The organism is Pseudomonas sp. S1(2024), assembly GCF_046557535.1.
Window position 1 is genome coordinate 1 of record NZ_JBKGFP010000073.1, and the last position, 17,188, is coordinate 17,188.

Below are 17,188 nucleotides of genomic sequence, written 5' to 3' on the forward strand. Positions count from 1 at the left end.
TCGCTACGGGCCTGCTCCCGGGAGTACGCGCTGCAGGCCCCATCCATGGGGCCTCAGCGCTTGACGGGCATCCATGCCCGTCACCTCCCTCCGCAGTCCCTTCGCTCGGCCTCCTGAAGTCGCAATCGGCGGCGCCTGAACTATCGCGCGCTTAGAAGAAAAAGCAAAGGCAGACGCAAAGGCAAAACTGCTACTAACTGAGGTCGGCCATCGGTCGTTCGACGAAGCGGATGCTGTCGCGCCCACCGCGCTTGGACTGGTACAACGCCACGTCCCCTTGTTCGATCAAGGCCGCCAGGCTCGTCGGCGGTTGGTCGAACAGGTTGGCGCCGATGCTCAAGGTGACCGGCTGCGGCGTAGGCACCGTCTTGCTTGCATACTGCTGAAACTGCTCGCGCAGCAGTCCACCCAGCTCCATGACCCGTTCGCTGCTCGTACCACAGAGCAGAATGACGAACTCATCACCGCCCAGCCGCGCCGCCAGCGAGCGCTCGGGCAGCACCGTGCGAATCATCTCGCTCAGGGCAATCAGCAAGCGGTCCCCTGCAACATGCCCGTGCAGGTCGTTGACCAGCTTGAAGTTGTCGATGTCGATCAGTAGCAAGGCCCCGGGCTGCGTTGAATCCACTGCCTTGAAGAAAGGCCCCGCCCGAACCTCCAGTGCGCGCCGGTTGTACAGCGCCGTCAACGGATCCCGGGCCGCCAGACGGGCAATCCGCTCCTCTCGGCGGTAACGCACGGTGCCGGTCATCGACAAGGCAATCAGCATGATCGCCATCGCACCTTCGACCAACGAAACCTGAATGATCAACCCACCGAAGGTGGCCAGGTCAATCAGCGTACCCGGTGTGATCGCAATGATCGCCTTGGCCACATAGAACAACCCATGAACCAGCAAAACGTAGCGCAACTGCACGGCACCAACACTCAGCGACTTGCCATGCGGCCGCAAAAGCCAACTGGCCTTGAGCGTCAACAGCGCCACCAGCAACGAGTTGACCATCAGCATCACCTTCGACCACTGCGGCCCCACAGGCAACAGCAGCAAGGCGAACCACACCAGCACCACCGATAACCAGATACGCGACAGCCGCACCTGGGTGAAGCGCAACACGCCCATCAGGAAGAACCAGTGCGCCACCACCAGCAAGCCGTTGGCGAACCAGATGCCGATCAGCAACAAACCGATACCGCGCAGCAAGGCCAGGGTGGAACCAATCGTGATGGTGGCAAAGCCTGCGCTCCAGAACAGCAGCGACGGCTCGCGAACGCTGCGCCACTCGATCGCCAGGTACAACGCAGCCGCGGCAGCCAGGGCGATCGAGATAGTCAGCATCGTGGGTGGATCAAGCGCCATAAACGGATTGGCCTATCTGGTTAACGAGGAAAAGGCCCGATTGTATGCGCTCGTGATGACTTTTCAGAGGAGCCTTACACCACCAGCCTGCAAATGATAGCCCAGCCCTGGCCAATACCCATGCGGGTGAAATGTCATATTGACATCAGCGTGTCGTTTGCGCCACACGACACAAGGCCGCTTCCGCAAAAGCGCGCAAACGCCCTTAAAGCACCCGCTTGATCAGCGGCTCCAGCCGGCTATAGCGCAGCCGCCGCAGGAACCTGCGCACATCCTTGGGGGGCTCGGCCTTGGCCCCCAACTCCTCTGCCGAGCCGATCTTCGGCGCATGCCGGCGCAGCTCGGCCAGCTCTGCTTCCCGAGGCCCCAGCCATTGCCCTTGCGGGTCATCGATCAGCAGGCCGTTCTCCAGGTCCAGATTGAAGCCGCGCGGATTCAGGTTGTTACCGGTCAGCAACGAATAGCGTTGGTCGACCCACACGCCCTTGGCATGAAAGGTATGCCCGGGGTCGTTCCAGATCCGCACCTGCAGCTGGCCGCTGGCAATCGCAGCGTGGCGACGTCGGGTGAAGGCACGCAGGTTGTCTTCGTACAGGTAGGGCAACGCGCCGCTGGCGCTGAACGGCTCGCCGGGGGCGATATAGAAGTCGTTGGCCGTGCGATCACCAACGATCAGTTCCACCCGCACGCCACGCGCCAGGGCATGGTCGAGTTCGCGCATCAGCACCCGGGGTGGGTTGAAATACGGCGTGCTGATGATGACCTGCGTGCGTGCCGCCGCCAGCAAGGCGCACACTGCACGGTTCAGCGGGTTGCCACGGCCCACGCCCAACAGCGGGATAACCCGCAGGCCCTGCCCCGCCCCGCTGGCCGGTGCCTCATAGGCCATGCGCCGCAGCCGCGCGCGCAAGCGCCGGATGTCGCCGCGCAGGCTGCGGGTGGAGGGTGGCGCCGGCAGGTCGAGGCGCGGTGTGGCGGTGTGGTGCAGCAGGCGACGCACCAACCCGACCATGGCGTCGGCCAGCGCTGGTGACTGGAACAGGTGGTAGCGGTCCAGGCGGTAACGGTCGAAACGGTGCAGGTACACGTTGTTAAGGCTGGCGCCGGTGTAAATCACGCAGTCGTCGATGATGCTGCCCTTCAGGTGCAACACGCCAAACAGCTCGCGGGTCTGCACAGGTACGCCATGGATGACGATATCCAGCCCATGGTGCTGGCGCTGGGCCTGGTACCAGGCGGCGTTACCCGGCTGGCGCCCGGCGCCCAACAAGCCGCGGCGAGCACGGAACCAGTCGACCACGATGGTGATTTCCAGCCCGGGCCGCGCGGCCTTGGCCTGGTACAAGGCGTCCAGCACTTCCTGGCCAGCCTCATCTTCCTGCAGGTACAGCGCAACGATGACGATACGCCGGGTTGCGGCGCGGATGCGCTCGAGCAGGCAGGCGCGGTAGGCCTTGGCATCGGGCAGCACCTGGATCGACTCGGCCGACATGGCGTAGCCTGGCAATGCCGCCAGCATGGATTCGGGGTTCAAGAACGATCACCTTCTGTGTGCAATCACTGTCGTGCATCAGCTTGCACAGGAAGTTTGAAATGGTCCAGCCCCCGGATAGCATGGGGCTGCTTTGCAGCCCTATCGCGACACAAGGCCGCTCCTACAAGCCAGCGCCGAATCCACATGCGGCGCCGAACCTGTGGGAGCGGCCTTGTGTCGCGATAGGGGCGCAAAGCGCCCCCATTTCTGACAACGCTATTTCAGGTCAAAGCGATCCAGCTCCATGACCTTTTCCCAGGCCGCGACAAAGTCCCGCACGAACTTGTCCCGGCCGTCACTGCTGCCATACACCTCGCTCAACGCCCGCAACTGGGCATGGGAGCCGAACACCAGGTCAACCCGGCTACCGGTCCACTTCACCTGGCCGGTCTTGCGATCGCGTCCTTCGAAGGTTTCGTTATCCGCCGAGGTCGGCTTCCACTCAACGCCCATGTCCAGCAAGTTGCGGAAGAAGTCGTTGCTCAGGGTACCGACCTTGTCGGTGAACACGCCCTGCTGGCTGCCGCCTTGGTTGGCGCCGAGCACGCGCAGGCCGCCGATCAGCACGGTCAGTTCCGGCGCGGTCAGGGTCAGCAATTGGGCCTTGTCCAGCAGCATTTTCTCGGCCTTGACGCTGTAGCGGGCCTTGGTGAAGTTGCGGAAGCCATCGGCCAGCGGTTCCAGCACGGCGAACGACTCGACGTCGGTCTGCGCCTGGGAGGCATCGACACGCCCAGGGCGGAACGCCACGCTGACGTTGTGCCCGGCGTCCTTGGCAGCCTTTTCCACTGCGGCGCCACCGGCCAGAACGATCAGGTCGGCCAGGGAGATTTTCTTGCCACCGGCATTGAACTCGGCCTGGATTTTCTCCAGCGCCGCCAGCACCTTGCCTGTGCCCTGGTTCGCCGCCCAATCCTTCTGCGGCGCCAGGCGCAGGCGGCCACCATTGGCCCCGCCACGCTTGTCCGAACCGCGGAAGGTCGACGCCGCTGCCCAGGCAGTGGCCACCAGCTCGCCAACGCTCAGGCCCGCCGCCAGCACCTTGGCCTTGAGCGCGGCAATGTCCTGCTCGCCTACCAGCGGGTGATCGACTTTTGGCAGCGGGTCTTGCCACAGCAGCTCTTCGTTGGGCATTTCCGGGCCCAGATAGCGCGCCAATGGGCCCATGTCGCGGTGGATCAGCTTGTACCAGGCGCGGGCGAAGGCGTCCGCCAGTTGGTCAGGGTTATCCTTGAAGCGGCGGGCGATCGGCTCGTAGATCGGGTCGAAACGCAGCGCCAGGTCGGAGGTGAGCATGGAAGGCGCGTGGCGTTTGGCCGGGTCATGGGCATCCGGCACGGTGCCTGCCCCCTTGCCCTCCTTCGGCCGCCACTGGTGGGCACCAGCCGGGCTCTTGGTCAGTTCCCAGTCGAAGTTGAACAGGTTGTTGAGGTATTCGTTGCTCCATCGGGTGGGGGTGGAAGTCCAGGTCACTTCCAGGCCGCTGGTGATGGTATCGCCACCCTTGCCGCTGCCGAACTTGTTGGCCCAGCCCAACCCCTGCAGCTCCAGGCCTGCTGCTTCCGGCTCGGGGCCGACGTTGTCGGCAGGGCCGGCACCGTGGGTCTTGCCAAAGGCGTGGCCACCGGCGATCAGCGCCACGGTTTCTTCATCGTTCATGGCCATGCGGCCGAAGGTGTCACGGATGTCCTTGCCCGAGGCTACCGGGTCGGGGTTGCCCTCCGGGCCTTCCGGGTTCACGTAGATCAAGCCCATCTGCACGGCGGCCAGCGGGTTTTCCAGGTTGCGCTCGCCCTCCAGGGTACGGCCCTGCTCCTCGGGACGCTTGGCCGGCTCCGCCACCAGGTCGCCCTTGCCGGGCGGCTGGGCCTTGCCGTAGCGGGTGTCACCGCCCAGCCAGACCTTTTCCGAGCCCCAGTACACATCTTCGTCCGGCTCCCACACATCGGCACGCCCGCCGGAGAAGCCGAAGGTCTTGAAGCCCATGGATTCGAGGGCGACGTTGCCGGTGAGCACGATCAGGTCGGCCCAGGAAATCTTGTTGCCGTACTTCTGCTTGATCGGCCACAGTAGCCGCCGGGCCTTGTCCAGGCTGACGTTGTCCGGCCAACTGTTGAGCGGGGCGAAGCGCTGCTGGCCAGAGCCTGCACCACCCCGGCCATCGCCAATACGGTAGGTACCGGCGCTGTGCCAGGCCATGCGAATGAACAGCGGGCCGTAGTGGCCGAAGTCGGCGGGCCACCAGTCCTGGGAGTCGGTCATCAAGGCGGTCAGGTCTTTCTTCAGCGCCTGGAAGTCGAGGCTCTTGAACGCCTTGGCATAATCGAAATCCGGGTCCATCGGGTCGGATTTGGAGGAATGTTGATGAAGAATTCTCAGGTTGAGCTGGTCAGGCCACCAGTCACGGTTGGTGGTGCCGCCACCTGCGGTTTGATGGAACGGGCATTTCGATTCGTTCGACATCTGCGGGTACCTTTGGGTCGGTTATCCAGATTTCCGGTCTATGCCAGGTGTTCTTTCAGCCGAGCGCGTGGGCTCGTGCTACCCCTCATCAGGTCTACACGGGGCTTGCGAAGCTGTCATGACGGGGTTGGCGTGGTCTTGCACACAGGTGCTGACATGCCGCCCGCTGGCAGAATTCGCGGGGCCAGGGGAAAGACTAGCCGAGCTTGGGCAGAGTTCTAATAGAGTGCCTATTGAGGGGTGATAGCTTGGCTCTGTCAGGTTCGTGCCCGCGAACAGGCCGGCACATCCATACAAGGCAACCAAGCTGTCCGCATGCTCCAATACAACGCCAACCCTTCCAACCCGGAACCCGTACCCTCATGAATCGCAACGACCTGCGCCGCGTCGACATGAACCTGCTGGTACTGTTCGAAGCCCTGATGATCGAACGCAACCTGACCCGGGTCGGCGAAAAGCTGTTCATCACCCAGTCCACCGTCAGCGCCGCCCTCGCCCGCCTGCGTGAGCTGTTCGACGACCCGCTGCTGATCCGCAACGGCCGGGCCATGGAGCCCACGCCACGGGCCATGCAGATCTTCGCCGAGCTGGGGCCGGCCATGGATGTGATTTCCGCCGCCATCAGCCGCGCCCGCGAGTTCGACCCGGTCAACAGCTGCAACGTGTTCCGCCTGGGCCTGTCGGACGATGCCGAATTCGGCCTGTTCCCGGCCCTGCTGCAGGCGCTGCGCGAAGAGGCCCCGAATATCAGTGTGGTGGTGCGCCGGGCCAACTTCCTGCTGATGCCGGGGCTGCTGGCCAGCGGCGAAATTTCGGTGGGCGTGAGCTACACCACGGACCTGCCGGCCACCGCCAAGCGCCGCAAGCTGCGCAACATCGGCGTGCGGGTGCTGCGCGCCGATGACCGCCCGGGCCCGCTGACCCTCGACGAATACTGCGCCCGCCCGCATGTGATGGTGTCGTTCTCCGGTGACATGAGCGGCAATATCGACCTTGACCTGGCACGCATCGGCCGCTGCCGCAAGGTGGTGCTGGCGGTGCCGCAATTCGGCAGCCTGCGCGCCCTGCTGCGCAACACCGAGCTGATCGCCACGGTGCCAGACTATGCCGCCTGCGCCCTGGCCGACGACGGCAGCCTGCGCGCCGACCCGGCGCCGTTCGACATCACCGAGGCCGAACTGTCGATGGTCTGGAGCGGTGCCCAGGACAATGACCCGGCCGAGCGCTGGCTGCGCGAGCGCATCCTGCAGTTCATGGCCACGCAGTGATGCATCGACCTCATCGATAGCCACCATGAATGCCATCAAGTTCCCCTGCGGCCAGCCCGGGCGGAAGATGGCGGCATTCACCGATTGATGAGGCTTCCCATGAAAACCGGCATGATCGCTGCCCTGCTCGCCTTGTTGGCCGCCCTTGGCGGTTGTGCCAGCCCGGCAGCTACCGACACGCAGCCTTACGGGCACTTCTATTCGGCCACGGCCATTTCCAGTGTCGCCCTGGCCCCTGGCCAACGGGTGGCGGTACTGCTGGGGCGTGATGCCGAAGCGACCCTCGAATACCTCGGCAGCCATCGCACCCAGGCAGGCGCACCGGCCCATGGCCAACGTGTCCCTGTTGCGACCCTGGGCAGCGAAAGCCAGGCGTATGACTGGCTGGCGCGGTCACTGGCGCAGCAGTTTGCCGAAGTGACTTTCTATGATGACCTGGACACACTGCTGGGCGACCACCCGGACGTGATCGTGCTGCTGGACACCGAAAGCCGTTTGGCCAGTGCGGATATCGAAAGCCGGGTAGTAGCGCGCTTTTTCGATGACCAGCTGACCTATATCGGCCGCGCTGAGGGGCGGGCCAGCAAAAGCCTGGGCGATGTGGCGAGGGTGGTCGAGGATGAGCGGGCGGTGCAGGCGGATGCCTTGCGCGACTTTGACGATTCATTGCAGGCGTTGTTGAAGGGTCGCGTTTGAGGGCCCCTTCGTGGGTTCACCCGCGAGGAGGCCACGACAGGTTGTCACTTACCCCGCTGCATCCACGCCGCCCCCAGCCCGCTGAGGCAGATCACCGAGATGCCCACCAGGCTCAGGGTATCCGGCACCTGGCTGTAGACAACCAACCCAAGCAACCCGGCGAACACGATCTGGCAATAGCTGAATGGCGCCAGCAAGGCAGGTGCCGCATGGCGGAAGGCCTGGGTCAGCAGCAGGTGCGCCGTCATGCCAAAGCCCCCCAGCGCCAGCATCAGCAGCGCATGGTCCCAACGCGGCATCTCCCAGAAGAACGGCACCAACGCACTCATCGCCAGTGTGTTGCACAACCCCGCATAGAAATTGCTGGTGGTCGGGCTGTCGTGCGCGGCCAGGATGCGCGTCAGCAACTGATAGAAGCAGAAGCCCAGCGCCGAACCAAACGGATACAGGATGGCCGGGGTGAACATCGCCCCGCCCGGGTGCACCACCACCAGCACGCCGATGAAGCCCATCACCACCGCCACCCACTGCCCCACCGTCACCCGCTCCTTCAGCAGTGGCGCCGACAGCGCGGTGACCAGCACCGGGGCAAGGAAGTTGACCGCCGTGGCCTCGGCCAGTGGCAGGTACTGCAGGCCGGTGGTGAACAGCAGGCTGGTACTCAGCAGGCTCAGGGCGCGTAACGTCTGCAACAGAGGGCGGCGAGTGCGCAGCACGTTGAGGCCGGCCTTGGGCAGGAAGATGCCGGCCATCAGCAGCGTGTGCACCACATACCGCGCCCACACCACCATGATGATCGGGTACAGGCCGCCCAGGAATTTGGACAGGGCATCGTGACTGGCGAACAGGAACGTCGCCACCACCACCAGGGCGATGCCGCGCAGGGGTTGATTGACTCCGGACAGCGGTGTGCTGGAACTCATGGCACTCTCGATGACGGCGCGGCTGGATGCGGCGCCCAGTGAAGGCCGCGCAGGCGTTGCCTGGCGGATGCAACAGCTCGGATTTTAGAAGAGATGCCGAAGAATAAGGAAGTTCAATCGCCGCCAGCCAAGGCCGACTGCAATTTCTGTTCGCTGATCGACCACTTTCCGCCCCACGCGCATGGCCCGTACCGTGCTGATCGTCGACCATCGAATGCGAACCCTGCACACCCTACAAGGAATTTACATGCAAAGGCTCACCACCCGTAACGGCCTGGCCCTGCCCGCGATCGGCCTGGGCACCTGGCCAATGACCGGCAGCGAGTGCACCCAGGCCGTGCGCCAGGCGCTTGAATTGGGTTACCGGCACATAGACACTGCCACTGCCTATGACAACGAAGCCGCCGTCGGCCAGGCACTGCGCGAAAGCGATGTACCGCGCGAGCAGATTCACCTGACCACCAAGGTATGGTGGGATCGCCTGGCGCCCAAGGCCATGCGCCAGTCACTGGAGGACAGCCTGCGCGCCCTGGGTACCGAGCAGGTCGACCTGTTCCACATCCACTGGCCCAGCCAGGACTGGGACCTGGCCCGCAGCATCGAAACCCTGGTGGCCCTGCGTGACGAGGGCAAGGCGCGCAGCATCGGCGTGGCCAACTTCCCGCTGGGGCTGCTGCGCCAGGTGGTGGAAACCCTGGGCGCGCCATTGTCGGCGATCCAGGTGGAATACCACGTGCTGCTCGGCCAGCAACCGCTGCTGGACTATGCCCGCCGCCACGACCTGCTGCTCACCGCCTACACCCCGCTGGCCCGTGGGCAGGCGGCGGCTCAGCCGGTGATCCAGGCGATCGCCCGCAAGCATGGCGTACTGCCCAGCCAGGTGGCGCTGAAGTGGTTGCTGGACCAGGACGGCGTGGCGGTGATCCCCAAGGCCGGCAGCCGCGAGAACCAGCTGGCCAACCTGGCGGCGTCGAACGTGCAACTGGATGACGAGGACCGCGCGGCGATCGCCGGGTTGCCGAAGGACCAGAGGGTGGTGAGCCCGCCGTTTGCGCCGGACTGGAACCTGTAGGAGCGGCCTTGTGTCGCGAAGGGGCGCGCAGCGGCCCCACATTTTCAGCTGCGCCGCTGATATCGCCGGGGCCGCTTTGCGGCCCTGTCGCGACACAAGGCCGCTCCTACAGGAGACCGCGGCAGGCCGACGGGCACTACGCCGGCGTCACGACCTGCTTCAACCGCTCGTTCGCCGGTGCCGGTCGCCCATACAGGTAACCCTGGAAGTGCGAGCAACCCTCCGCCACCAACCGGCGCATCTGCTCCTCCGACTCAACCCCCTCGGCCGTGGTCTTGATCATCAGGCTGTTGGACAGGTCGGTAATGGCGCGAATGATCGACATCGCCTCGCGGCTGTCGCACATGTCATGCACGAACGACTTGTCGATCTTGATCCGGTCGAACGGGAACGAACGCAGGTAACCCAGCGAGGAGTACCCGGTGCCGAAATCGTCCAGCGAAATGGACACGCCCAGGTCCTTCAGTGCACGCAGGGTACGCACGTTTTCCTCGCTGTTGCCCAGCAGCACCGACTCGGTGACCTCCAGTTCCAACCGCTGTGGCGGCAGGCCGGAGTCGGCCAGCGCCAGGGCCACGGTGTGCACCAGGTTGGCATTCTTGAACTGCACCGCCGACAGGTTGACCGACACCGTCTGCTCGCTGTCCCAGCTGGCCGCCTCCTGGCAGGCCAGGTTCAGCGCCCGGGTGCCCAGTTCGTGGATCAGCCCGGTTTCCTCGGCGATGGGGATGAAGTCCATGGGCATGACCATGCCACGGGTCGGGTGCTCCCAGCGCAGCAACGCCTCGTAGCCGGTAACGCTGCTGGTCTGCTGGTCGACCACCGGCTGGTAGTGCAGCTGCAACTGGCCCAGGTGCAGCGCAGTGCGCAGGTCGGTTTCCACCAGGCGGCGCTGGCGGGCGGCGACGTCCAGTTCGACGCTGAAGCACTCGTAGCGGTTGCGACCATTGCGCTTGGCCTCGTACAGCGCCATGTCGGCGTAGCCCAGCAGTTGCTCGGCCTGGTCGCTGTCTTCCGGCGCAATGGCAATGCCGATGCTCACCCCCACCGTGAACTGGTGCCCCTCGATCTGGAACGGTGGGCAGATCGCGTTGATCAGGCGCTGCGCAGTGTTGCATGCGGCCTCCCGGCCTTCCAGGCCGGTCAGCACCACCGCAAACTCGTCGCCGCCCAGGCGGGCCAGGGTGTCGTGCTCGCGCAGTTCGCGGCGCAGGCGCTTGCCCAGCGCGCGCAGCAGCTTGTCGCCAAAGGCGTGGCCCAGCGAATCGTTGATGTTCTTGAAGTTGTCCAGGTCCAGGCACAGTGCAGCGGTCAGCTTGGCGTGCTCGCTGTCACGCACCAGGGCCTGGCGCAGGCGTTCGTTGAACAGGGTGCGGTTGGGCAGCCCGGTCAACGCATCGTGGTGCGCCATGTGGTGGATCTGCGCGTGGGCGGCCAGCTCTTCGGTGGCATCTTCGGCAACGAACAACACATAGTCGGCCTGGCCTTCACGGTTCTGGCTGAGCAAGGTGCGGCTGCGCAGGGTGCGCGGGCCACAGGCCGTGTCGACCCGGGTTTCGGCAGCATGCCCCTTGGTGCTGCGGGCGCCACGGGCCAGTTGTTGTTCCAGGTAACCGGCAACGCCCGGTGCCAGGCACTCGCCGGGCAACTGCCCGATCATGCTGCGCTGCGGCCCGCCGAACAGGCGTTCGGCCTGCTGGTTGGCCAGCAGGATGCGCTGGCTCTCCAGGTCCTGGACAATGACGCTGGCGGGGATGTTGGCAATCACCGAATCAAGGAACTGCGACAGCTTGGCCATTTCCTGGCTGTACTGCTCGGCCAGCTCCTTGGCCTGCAGCAGTTCCAGCTCTTGCCGGTGACGCTCGGAAATGTCGCGGGTGACCTTGGCAAAACCCACCAGTTGCCCGGCATCGTCGTACACCGCGTCGATCACCACATGGGCATGGAAGACCGTGCCGTCCTTGCGCAGGCGCGAACCGATCTCTTCGAAGCGCCCGGTGCTGCGGGCCTGCTCAAGGTTCAGCGCCGGCAGCCCGGCGGCGCGCTCGGCATCGGTGTAGAACAACGAGTAGTGCTTGCCGACGATTTCCTCGGCCAGGTAGCCCTTGGCGCGCTGGGCGCCGGGGTTCCAGTTGGCGACGATACCTTCGGGGGTGAGCAGGTAGAAGGCATAGTCCACCACGCTCTGGATCAACAGCCGGTACATGATGTCGGGGCTTGCGACTAGCGACATGACTTTTACCTGGGCCTTCGAAAGGCATGAAAAGGATTGGTGGCATTATGCCTTCGACGACGACTTTGTGAAGTAGCTCACAAAAATCCACGATCCCTTCAATTAGCGAACGAAGGCTGGCAACCCCCTCAATGACGGGCGCCCGTGACCAGGAAATTGAGCAAGCCCGGTTCGTCATCCAGGGCTATGGGCTGCGCCGGGCGCGACAGCTCGGCCAGCACGGCATTGCAGAAGGCCACGGCAGGCATGTCCTGTGCGTAACAGCGCATCAGCCAGTCGCCCTCGCCGCCCAGCAGTTGCAATGCCACCGCCCGGCCGATGCCCTGTCGGCGGTACTTTTTCAGGATGAACAGGTCAGCCAGTTCGAACGCGTCGATGCCCGGCAGCTCGCTGCGTTCGACCAGCACGAAACCGGCGATGAAACCGTCTGCCAGCACCAGGTACGCGCCCCAGCCATCGGCCCCCCAGTAACGTTGCAGGTGCTCGTCATGGATATAGAAGCGGCCGTCCACTTCGACGTCTTCCTGCTCCCAGTCCGAGGACTCGTAGGCGTAGAACTGATAGAGGTTGCGAATCAGCGGGGCCTGGTCGGCAGTGGTTGCCAACAGTTCGATGGGCAGCATGGTGAGGGGCTCGGGTAAAAAGGCGGATTCTAGATCAACCGCCCCTGGCAGCAAAAAGCCCAGGCCCTCCCCGCACGGAAAGGCCCAGGCAAAAACCAGTCATCGATTGATAGGAGCCCCTGTGGGAGCGGGCATGCCCGCGAACACCGGCAAAGCCGGTGCCATACACCGCGGTGCCTGCTTCGCGGGCACGCCCGCTCCCACAGGGATACCTTCAGGGCTCAACTGTTTTGCAACGCGCGCGGGCGGTGGCTGCGTGCCTCGGCGTCTGGCGCCTTGGCCGCCTGCAGATGGAAGTCGAACGCCAGCTCGGCAAAGCGCTCACCCTCTACGCCGCGAGCACGCGCTGCCGCAGCATCCTCGACAAAGCGCAGCTCGCCGACCAGCCCGTCACGGGTGGCATAGGCAAAGTCATCCCACAAGTACTTGTCGCCGGCCAGGTTTATCTGTGTGGTCAGGTGCCGGTGCCCGGGCGCAGAGGTGAAGAAGTGCACGTGCGCCGGGCGCTGGCCGTGACGGCCGAGCAAGTCCAGGCATTCCTGGGTTGGCCCCTGCGGGTCGCAACCGTACCCCGACGGCACGATGGAACCAGGCGTGCAGTGTCCTGCAGCACACGCAGGATGATCTGTTTGAAGCGTGGGTTGCCTTCGGCATGGCCCAGGCCGGCCACTTCCTTGAAGAACGCCTGAACATCGGCAGTGTGGGAAACTTTCACGGTCATCGTGCTTGCCTCATCTTGTTCTTGTCAGGTAGACAGGTGCGACTCAGCGGTCGTCGCTGTGGATCGACGAGGGGTGCCGGCACAGGCCGTCGACTTCGATGTCCATGTACGGGAACAGCGGCAGCTGCATCAGGGTGTCGTGCAGCGCCTCGACGCTGGGTACATCGAACACGCTGTAGTTGGCGTAGTGCCCGGCAATGCGCCACAGGTGGCGCCAAGTGCCTTCGCGCTGCAGACGCTGGGCCAGTTCCTTTTCGTCGGCCTTGAGCCGGGCGGCCTTGGCCGGGTCCATGTCGACCGGCAGTTTCACGGTCATCTTCACGTGGAACAGCATGCTGGTATCTCCTTTCTCTGATTTGGCGCGAACACTGTGGGAGCGGGCGAGCCCGCGAACACGGGCGAAGCCCGTGCCATCCACCGCGTCGCCTGCTTCGCGTCTAAAGCCGCTCCCACAGGGATCGCGCCAACTTTTAGAAGGTTGTGTGTTCTTTCAGTCAGCGTGACTCAGCGGCGGGCGAAGCGCGCCAGGCGCTGTTCGTCCAGGTTCAGGCCCAGGCCTGGGGTACGTGGAATGTGCAGCTGGAAGTCGCGGTATTGTGGCGGCTCGTTGACGATTTCTTCGGTCAGCAGCAGCGGCCCGAACAGCTCGGTGCCCCAGGTGAGCTGGCGCAGGGTCAGGAAGGCATGAGCCGAAGCCAGGGTGCCGATCGAGCCTTCGAGCATGGTCCCGCCATACAAGGCGATGCCGGCAGCCTCGGCGATTTGCGCGGTACGCAGTACGGCACGCGGGCCGCCGTTCTTGGCTATTTTCAGGGCGAAGATGCTGGCCGCGCCGTCGGCAGCCAGGCTGAAGGCGTCCTCGACGCTTTCGATCGACTCGTCGGCCATGATCGGTGCCGGGCTGCGCTGGTTCAGGCGCACCTGGCCGCTGCGGTTGATACGCGAAATCGGTTGCTCGATCAGGTCGATGCCGTTTTCGCCAAGCACCTGGCAGGCACGGATGGCCTGGGATTCGTCCCAGTACTGGTTGACGTCGACCCGCACGCTGGCGCTGTCGCCCAGCTCGCGCTTGATCGCCACCACGTGCTTGAGGTCCTGGGCCAACGGGTTGGCGCCGATCTTCAGCTTGAACACCCGATGCCGACGAATCTCCAGCATGTGCTGGGCTTCGGCGATGTCGCGGGCGGTATCGCCGCTGGCCAAGGTCCAGGCCACTTCCAGGCTGTCGCGCACGCGGCCACCCAGCAGTTCGCTGACCGGCAGGCCCAGGCGTTTGCCCTGGGCATCGAGCAAGGCGCTTTCGATACCCGACTTGGCAAAGGTATTGCCTTTGGCCAGCTTGTCCAGCTTGAGCATGGCGGCGTTGATGTTGTCAGCCGGCAAGCCAACCAGCGCCGGCGCCAGGTGCGCATCGATGTTGGCCTTGATGCCCTCCGGGCTTTCGTAGCCATAGGCCAGGCCGCCGATGGTGGTGGCCTCGCCGATGCCTTCCACGCCATCACTGCAGCGAACACGCAATACCACAAGGGTCTGCTGCTGCATGGTGTGCATCGCCAGCTTGTGCGGGCGAATGGTCGGCAGGTCGACGATAATTGCCTCGATACGTTCAATCAGCACGCTTGTCATTGTTGCCAGGTCCCGTTGTTTCGGGCTGCCAGCCGCAGGCCCGAGTGGTGCATTTACTTGCTTGTTCAAGGATTGCGCGAGACCCTGATAGCCGTCCAATATCGAATGAATCTCCCACCATACCCTGGAGGTCTGATGGAGCTGCGCCACTTGCGTTACTTCAAGGTCCTGGCCGAAACCCTGAACTTCACTCGCGCCGCCGAGCTGCTGCACATTGCCCAGCCGCCGCTGAGCCGGCAGATCAGCCAACTCGAGGACCAGCTCGGTACCTTGCTGGTAGTGCGCGAGCGCCCGCTGCGGCTGACGGAGGCGGGTCGCTTCTTCTACGAACAGAGCTGTACCGTGCTGCAGCAGCTGCAGAACATCAGCGACAACACCCGTCGCATCGGCCAGGGCCAGCGCCAGTGGCTGGGGATCGGCTTCGCCCCGTCGACCCTGTACAAGGTGCTGCCGGAGCTGATCCGCGAGCTGCGCCAGGACAGCGAGCTGGAACTGGGCCTCAACGAGATGACCACGCTGCAGCAGGTGGAGGCGCTGAAAAGCGGGCGCATCGACATCGCCTTCGGGCGCATTCGCATCGATGACCCGGCCATTCACCAGCAAGTGCTGTGCGAGGACCCGCTGGTGGCGGTATTGCCCAAGGGTCACCCGCTGGCGAGCAGCCCGCTTACACTTGCCCAGCTGGCTGGCGAGGCGTTCATCCTCTACCCGGCCAACCCGCGGCCCAGCTATGCCGACCATGTGCTGGCACTGTTCGCCCACCACGGCATGAGCATCCGCGTCAGCCAATGGGCCAACGAACTGCAGACCGCCATCGGTCTGGTGGCCGTCGGCGTGGGCGTGACCCTGGTGCCGGCGTCGGTGCAACAGCAGCACCGCACCGATATCGAATATGTAAGCCTGCTCGACAGCGGCGCCGTCAGCCCGATCATCCTCAGCCGACGCAAGGGCGATGTGAGCCCGATCGTGCAGCGCTGCCTGACATTGATTGCACAACAGGCCGAATGAGGGCGCGCTCCTGCAGGATCAACAGCCTGAAGCTTGCGCGGACCCTGTGGGAGCGGGCGTGCCCGCGAACACGGGCGAAGCCCGTGCCAGCTACCGTATCGCCTGTTTCGCGGGCACGCCCGCTCCCACAGGGTTCCCGCCAATCCGCAGGAACGGCCTGATATCGCCCCCCCGGTCATCACCAACCAACAGGAAAAACCAGCATGATTCACGGCAAGACACTGCAAGCATGGTGCAGCTCCCACCCCCTGATCGAAGACCTGGTGGCCCTGCGCGAAACCCGTTGGTTCAACCCGCACATTGCCCCGGCCGCCCAGGCCCTGGCCGACGTCGGTTTGAGCGCCGCCGATGTCAGTGCTGCCAGTGCCCGCCTGGCACGCTTTGCCCCCTACCTGGCCAGCGTGTTCCCGGATACCGCTGCCACCGGCGGCATCATCGAGTCGCCACTGCGCCCGCTGCCCACCCTGCACGCCACCTTGCTGCAGGCAGCGGGCCTGCCTGCCAGCGGTTCACTTTGGCTCAAGGCCGACAGCGAGCTACCGATCTCTGGCTCGATCAAGGCCCGCGGCGGTATTCATGAAGTGCTCAAGCATGCCGAAGACCTTGCCCTGGCAGCCGGCCTGATCAGCATCGACAGCGATTACCGGGAACTGGCCAGCGACCAGGCCCGGCAATTCTTCAGCCAGTACAAGGTTGCGGTCGGCTCGACCGGCAACCTCGGCCTGTCGATCGGCATCATGAGCGCCAGGCTTGGCTTCCAGGCCACCGTGCACATGTCGGCCGATGCCCGCCAGTGGAAGAAGGACAAGCTGCGCGCCCATGGCGTGAACGTGGTCGAGTACGAAAGCGACTACAGCGTGGCGGTGGAGCAAGGGCGCCAGCAGGCGGCGGCGGACCCGGGCTGCTACTTCGTCGACGACGAGAACTCGCCACACCTGTTCCTCGGCTATGCAGTGGCGGCCGAGCGGCTGGCTGCCCAGTTCGAAGCCGCGGGCATCAAGGTAGATGCCGAGCACCCCTTGTTCGTCTACCTGCCCTGTGGGGTCGGCGGTGGCCCCGGTGGCGTGGCGTTCGGCCTGAAACTGATCTGGGGCGACCATGTGCACTGCATCTTCGCCGAGCCCACCCACTCACCGTGCATGTTCCTGGGGGTGTATAGCGGTTTGCATGACGCCACCAGCGTGCAGGATTTCGGCATCGACAACCTGACCGCCGCCGACGGCCTGGCGGTGGGCCGCCCTTCCGGCTTTGTCGGCAAGGCGATGCAGCGTTTGCTCGATGGCTATTACACAGTCAGCGACGAGGCGCTGTACCGGCTGTTGGTATTGGCCCATGACCAGGAGAATGCGCGGCTGGAGCCTTCGGCGCTGGCGGGGATGCCGGGCATGGTCAGGGTGCTTGGAGCGCCTGAGTACCTGGCGCGCATGGGCCTGTCGGCCGGTCGCATGCAAAGGGCCACGCATTTGGTCTGGGGGACCGGTGGCAGCATGGTGCCGGAGGCGGAGTTTGCGGCCTATCTGGCCAAAGGGAGGGGCTGAGGATTTCTGGAGCTCCCATAGGTACTGAGCTGGCTTTCAGTTCCCACTTTACCTGTGGGAGCGGGCATGCCCGCGAAGCAGGCGACGCGGGGGATGGCACGGGCTTCGCCCGTGTTCGCGGGCACG

The 17,188-nt window shown here is 64.6% G+C and carries 13 protein-coding genes and 1 pseudogene; 5 read left to right on the plus strand and 9 right to left on the minus strand.

The genetic code is table 11. From position 1 onward, the window contains the following. Positions 1 to 193: 193 nt before the first annotated feature. The 3 genes from ACLCGK_RS20610 to katG all read right to left on the minus strand — a co-directional run bounded on the left by ACLCGK_RS20610 (position 194) and on the right by katG (position 5,354). Positions 194 to 1,336 carry a GGDEF domain-containing protein gene (locus ACLCGK_RS20610; RefSeq protein WP_054572596.1) on the minus strand — a complete coding sequence of 381 codons (1,143 nt, stop codon included), beginning with the start codon at positions 1,334 to 1,336 and terminating at the stop codon, positions 194 to 196. A gap of 226 nt (positions 1,337 to 1,562) precedes the next feature. Further along, complete coding sequence (pssA, locus tag ACLCGK_RS20615; protein WP_410952785.1) at positions 1,563 to 2,891, minus strand: CDP-diacylglycerol--serine O-phosphatidyltransferase; 1,329 nt, start codon at positions 2,889 to 2,891, stop codon at positions 1,563 to 1,565. 216 nt (positions 2,892 to 3,107) lie between these two features. Then, positions 3,108 to 5,354 (minus strand): catalase/peroxidase HPI, encoded by a 2,247-nt coding sequence (gene katG / locus ACLCGK_RS20620; RefSeq protein WP_410952786.1) that lies wholly within the window; start codon positions 5,352 to 5,354, stop codon positions 3,108 to 3,110. A 362-nt stretch (positions 5,355 to 5,716) separates the two neighbouring features. On the opposite strand from katG, the gene ACLCGK_RS20625 reads away from it, so the two are divergent. Together ACLCGK_RS20625 and ACLCGK_RS20630 are read left to right on the plus strand one after the other, a co-directional pair. After that, positions 5,717 to 6,622: a LysR family transcriptional regulator gene (locus tag ACLCGK_RS20625; RefSeq protein ID WP_013973059.1), complete on the plus strand. Its 906-nt coding sequence runs from the start codon at positions 5,717 to 5,719 to the stop codon at positions 6,620 to 6,622. Between the two features lie 99 nt (positions 6,623 to 6,721). Continuing rightward, positions 6,722 to 7,318: a hypothetical protein gene (locus ACLCGK_RS20630; protein WP_015270752.1), complete on the plus strand. Its 597-nt coding sequence runs from the start codon at positions 6,722 to 6,724 to the stop codon at positions 7,316 to 7,318. Positions 7,319 to 7,362: 44 nt separating this feature from the next. Here ACLCGK_RS20630 and ACLCGK_RS20635 read toward each other — a convergent pair whose 3' ends face one another. Beyond that, a complete protein-coding gene (locus ACLCGK_RS20635) occupies positions 7,363 to 8,241 on the minus strand; it encodes a DMT family transporter (protein WP_015270753.1) in 879 nt (292 codons plus the stop codon). Between the two features lie 247 nt (positions 8,242 to 8,488). Between ACLCGK_RS20635 and ACLCGK_RS20640 the strand changes: the two genes are divergently transcribed. Beyond that, the gene (locus tag ACLCGK_RS20640; protein WP_191472544.1) at positions 8,489 to 9,313 is read left to right on the plus strand and encodes an aldo/keto reductase; all 825 of its coding nucleotides are present in this window, start codon (positions 8,489 to 8,491) and stop codon (positions 9,311 to 9,313) included. Between the two features lie 136 nt (positions 9,314 to 9,449). On the opposite strand, the gene ACLCGK_RS20645 is transcribed toward ACLCGK_RS20640, so the two are convergent. The 5 genes and pseudogenes from ACLCGK_RS20645 to ACLCGK_RS20665 all read right to left on the minus strand — a co-directional run bounded on the left by ACLCGK_RS20645 (position 9,450) and on the right by ACLCGK_RS20665 (position 14,516). Continuing rightward, positions 9,450 to 11,546 (minus strand): putative bifunctional diguanylate cyclase/phosphodiesterase, encoded by a 2,097-nt coding sequence (locus tag ACLCGK_RS20645; protein ID WP_039613884.1) that lies wholly within the window; start codon positions 11,544 to 11,546, stop codon positions 9,450 to 9,452. 128 nt (positions 11,547 to 11,674) lie between these two features. Further along, complete coding sequence (locus ACLCGK_RS20650) at positions 11,675 to 12,169, minus strand: GNAT family N-acetyltransferase (RefSeq protein WP_015270756.1); 495 nt, start codon at positions 12,167 to 12,169, stop codon at positions 11,675 to 11,677. A 221-nt stretch (positions 12,170 to 12,390) separates the two neighbouring features. Continuing rightward, positions 12,391 to 12,759 (minus strand): annotated as a pseudogene (locus tag ACLCGK_RS20655) (catechol 1,2-dioxygenase); the annotation flags it as partial. 174 nt (positions 12,760 to 12,933) lie between these two features. Further along, entirely contained in the window at positions 12,934 to 13,224 is a 291-nt protein-coding gene (gene catC / locus ACLCGK_RS20660) for a muconolactone Delta-isomerase (RefSeq protein WP_013973066.1), read from the minus strand. Between the two features lie 170 nt (positions 13,225 to 13,394). Beyond that, complete coding sequence (locus tag ACLCGK_RS20665) at positions 13,395 to 14,516, minus strand: muconate cycloisomerase family protein (protein ID WP_410952787.1); 1,122 nt, start codon at positions 14,514 to 14,516, stop codon at positions 13,395 to 13,397. A 135-nt stretch (positions 14,517 to 14,651) separates the two neighbouring features. Here ACLCGK_RS20665 and catR point away from each other — a divergent pair, with 135 nt between their 5' ends. Both catR and ACLCGK_RS20675 read left to right on the plus strand, forming a co-directional pair. Beyond that, a complete protein-coding gene (gene catR / locus ACLCGK_RS20670) occupies positions 14,652 to 15,524 on the plus strand; it encodes an HTH-type transcriptional regulator CatR (RefSeq protein ID WP_397461170.1) in 873 nt (290 codons plus the stop codon). A 203-nt stretch (positions 15,525 to 15,727) separates the two neighbouring features. After that, positions 15,728 to 17,062 (plus strand): D-serine ammonia-lyase, encoded by a 1,335-nt coding sequence (locus tag ACLCGK_RS20675; RefSeq protein ID WP_410952788.1) that lies wholly within the window; start codon positions 15,728 to 15,730, stop codon positions 17,060 to 17,062. The last annotated feature ends 126 nt before the right edge of the window (positions 17,063 to 17,188 follow it).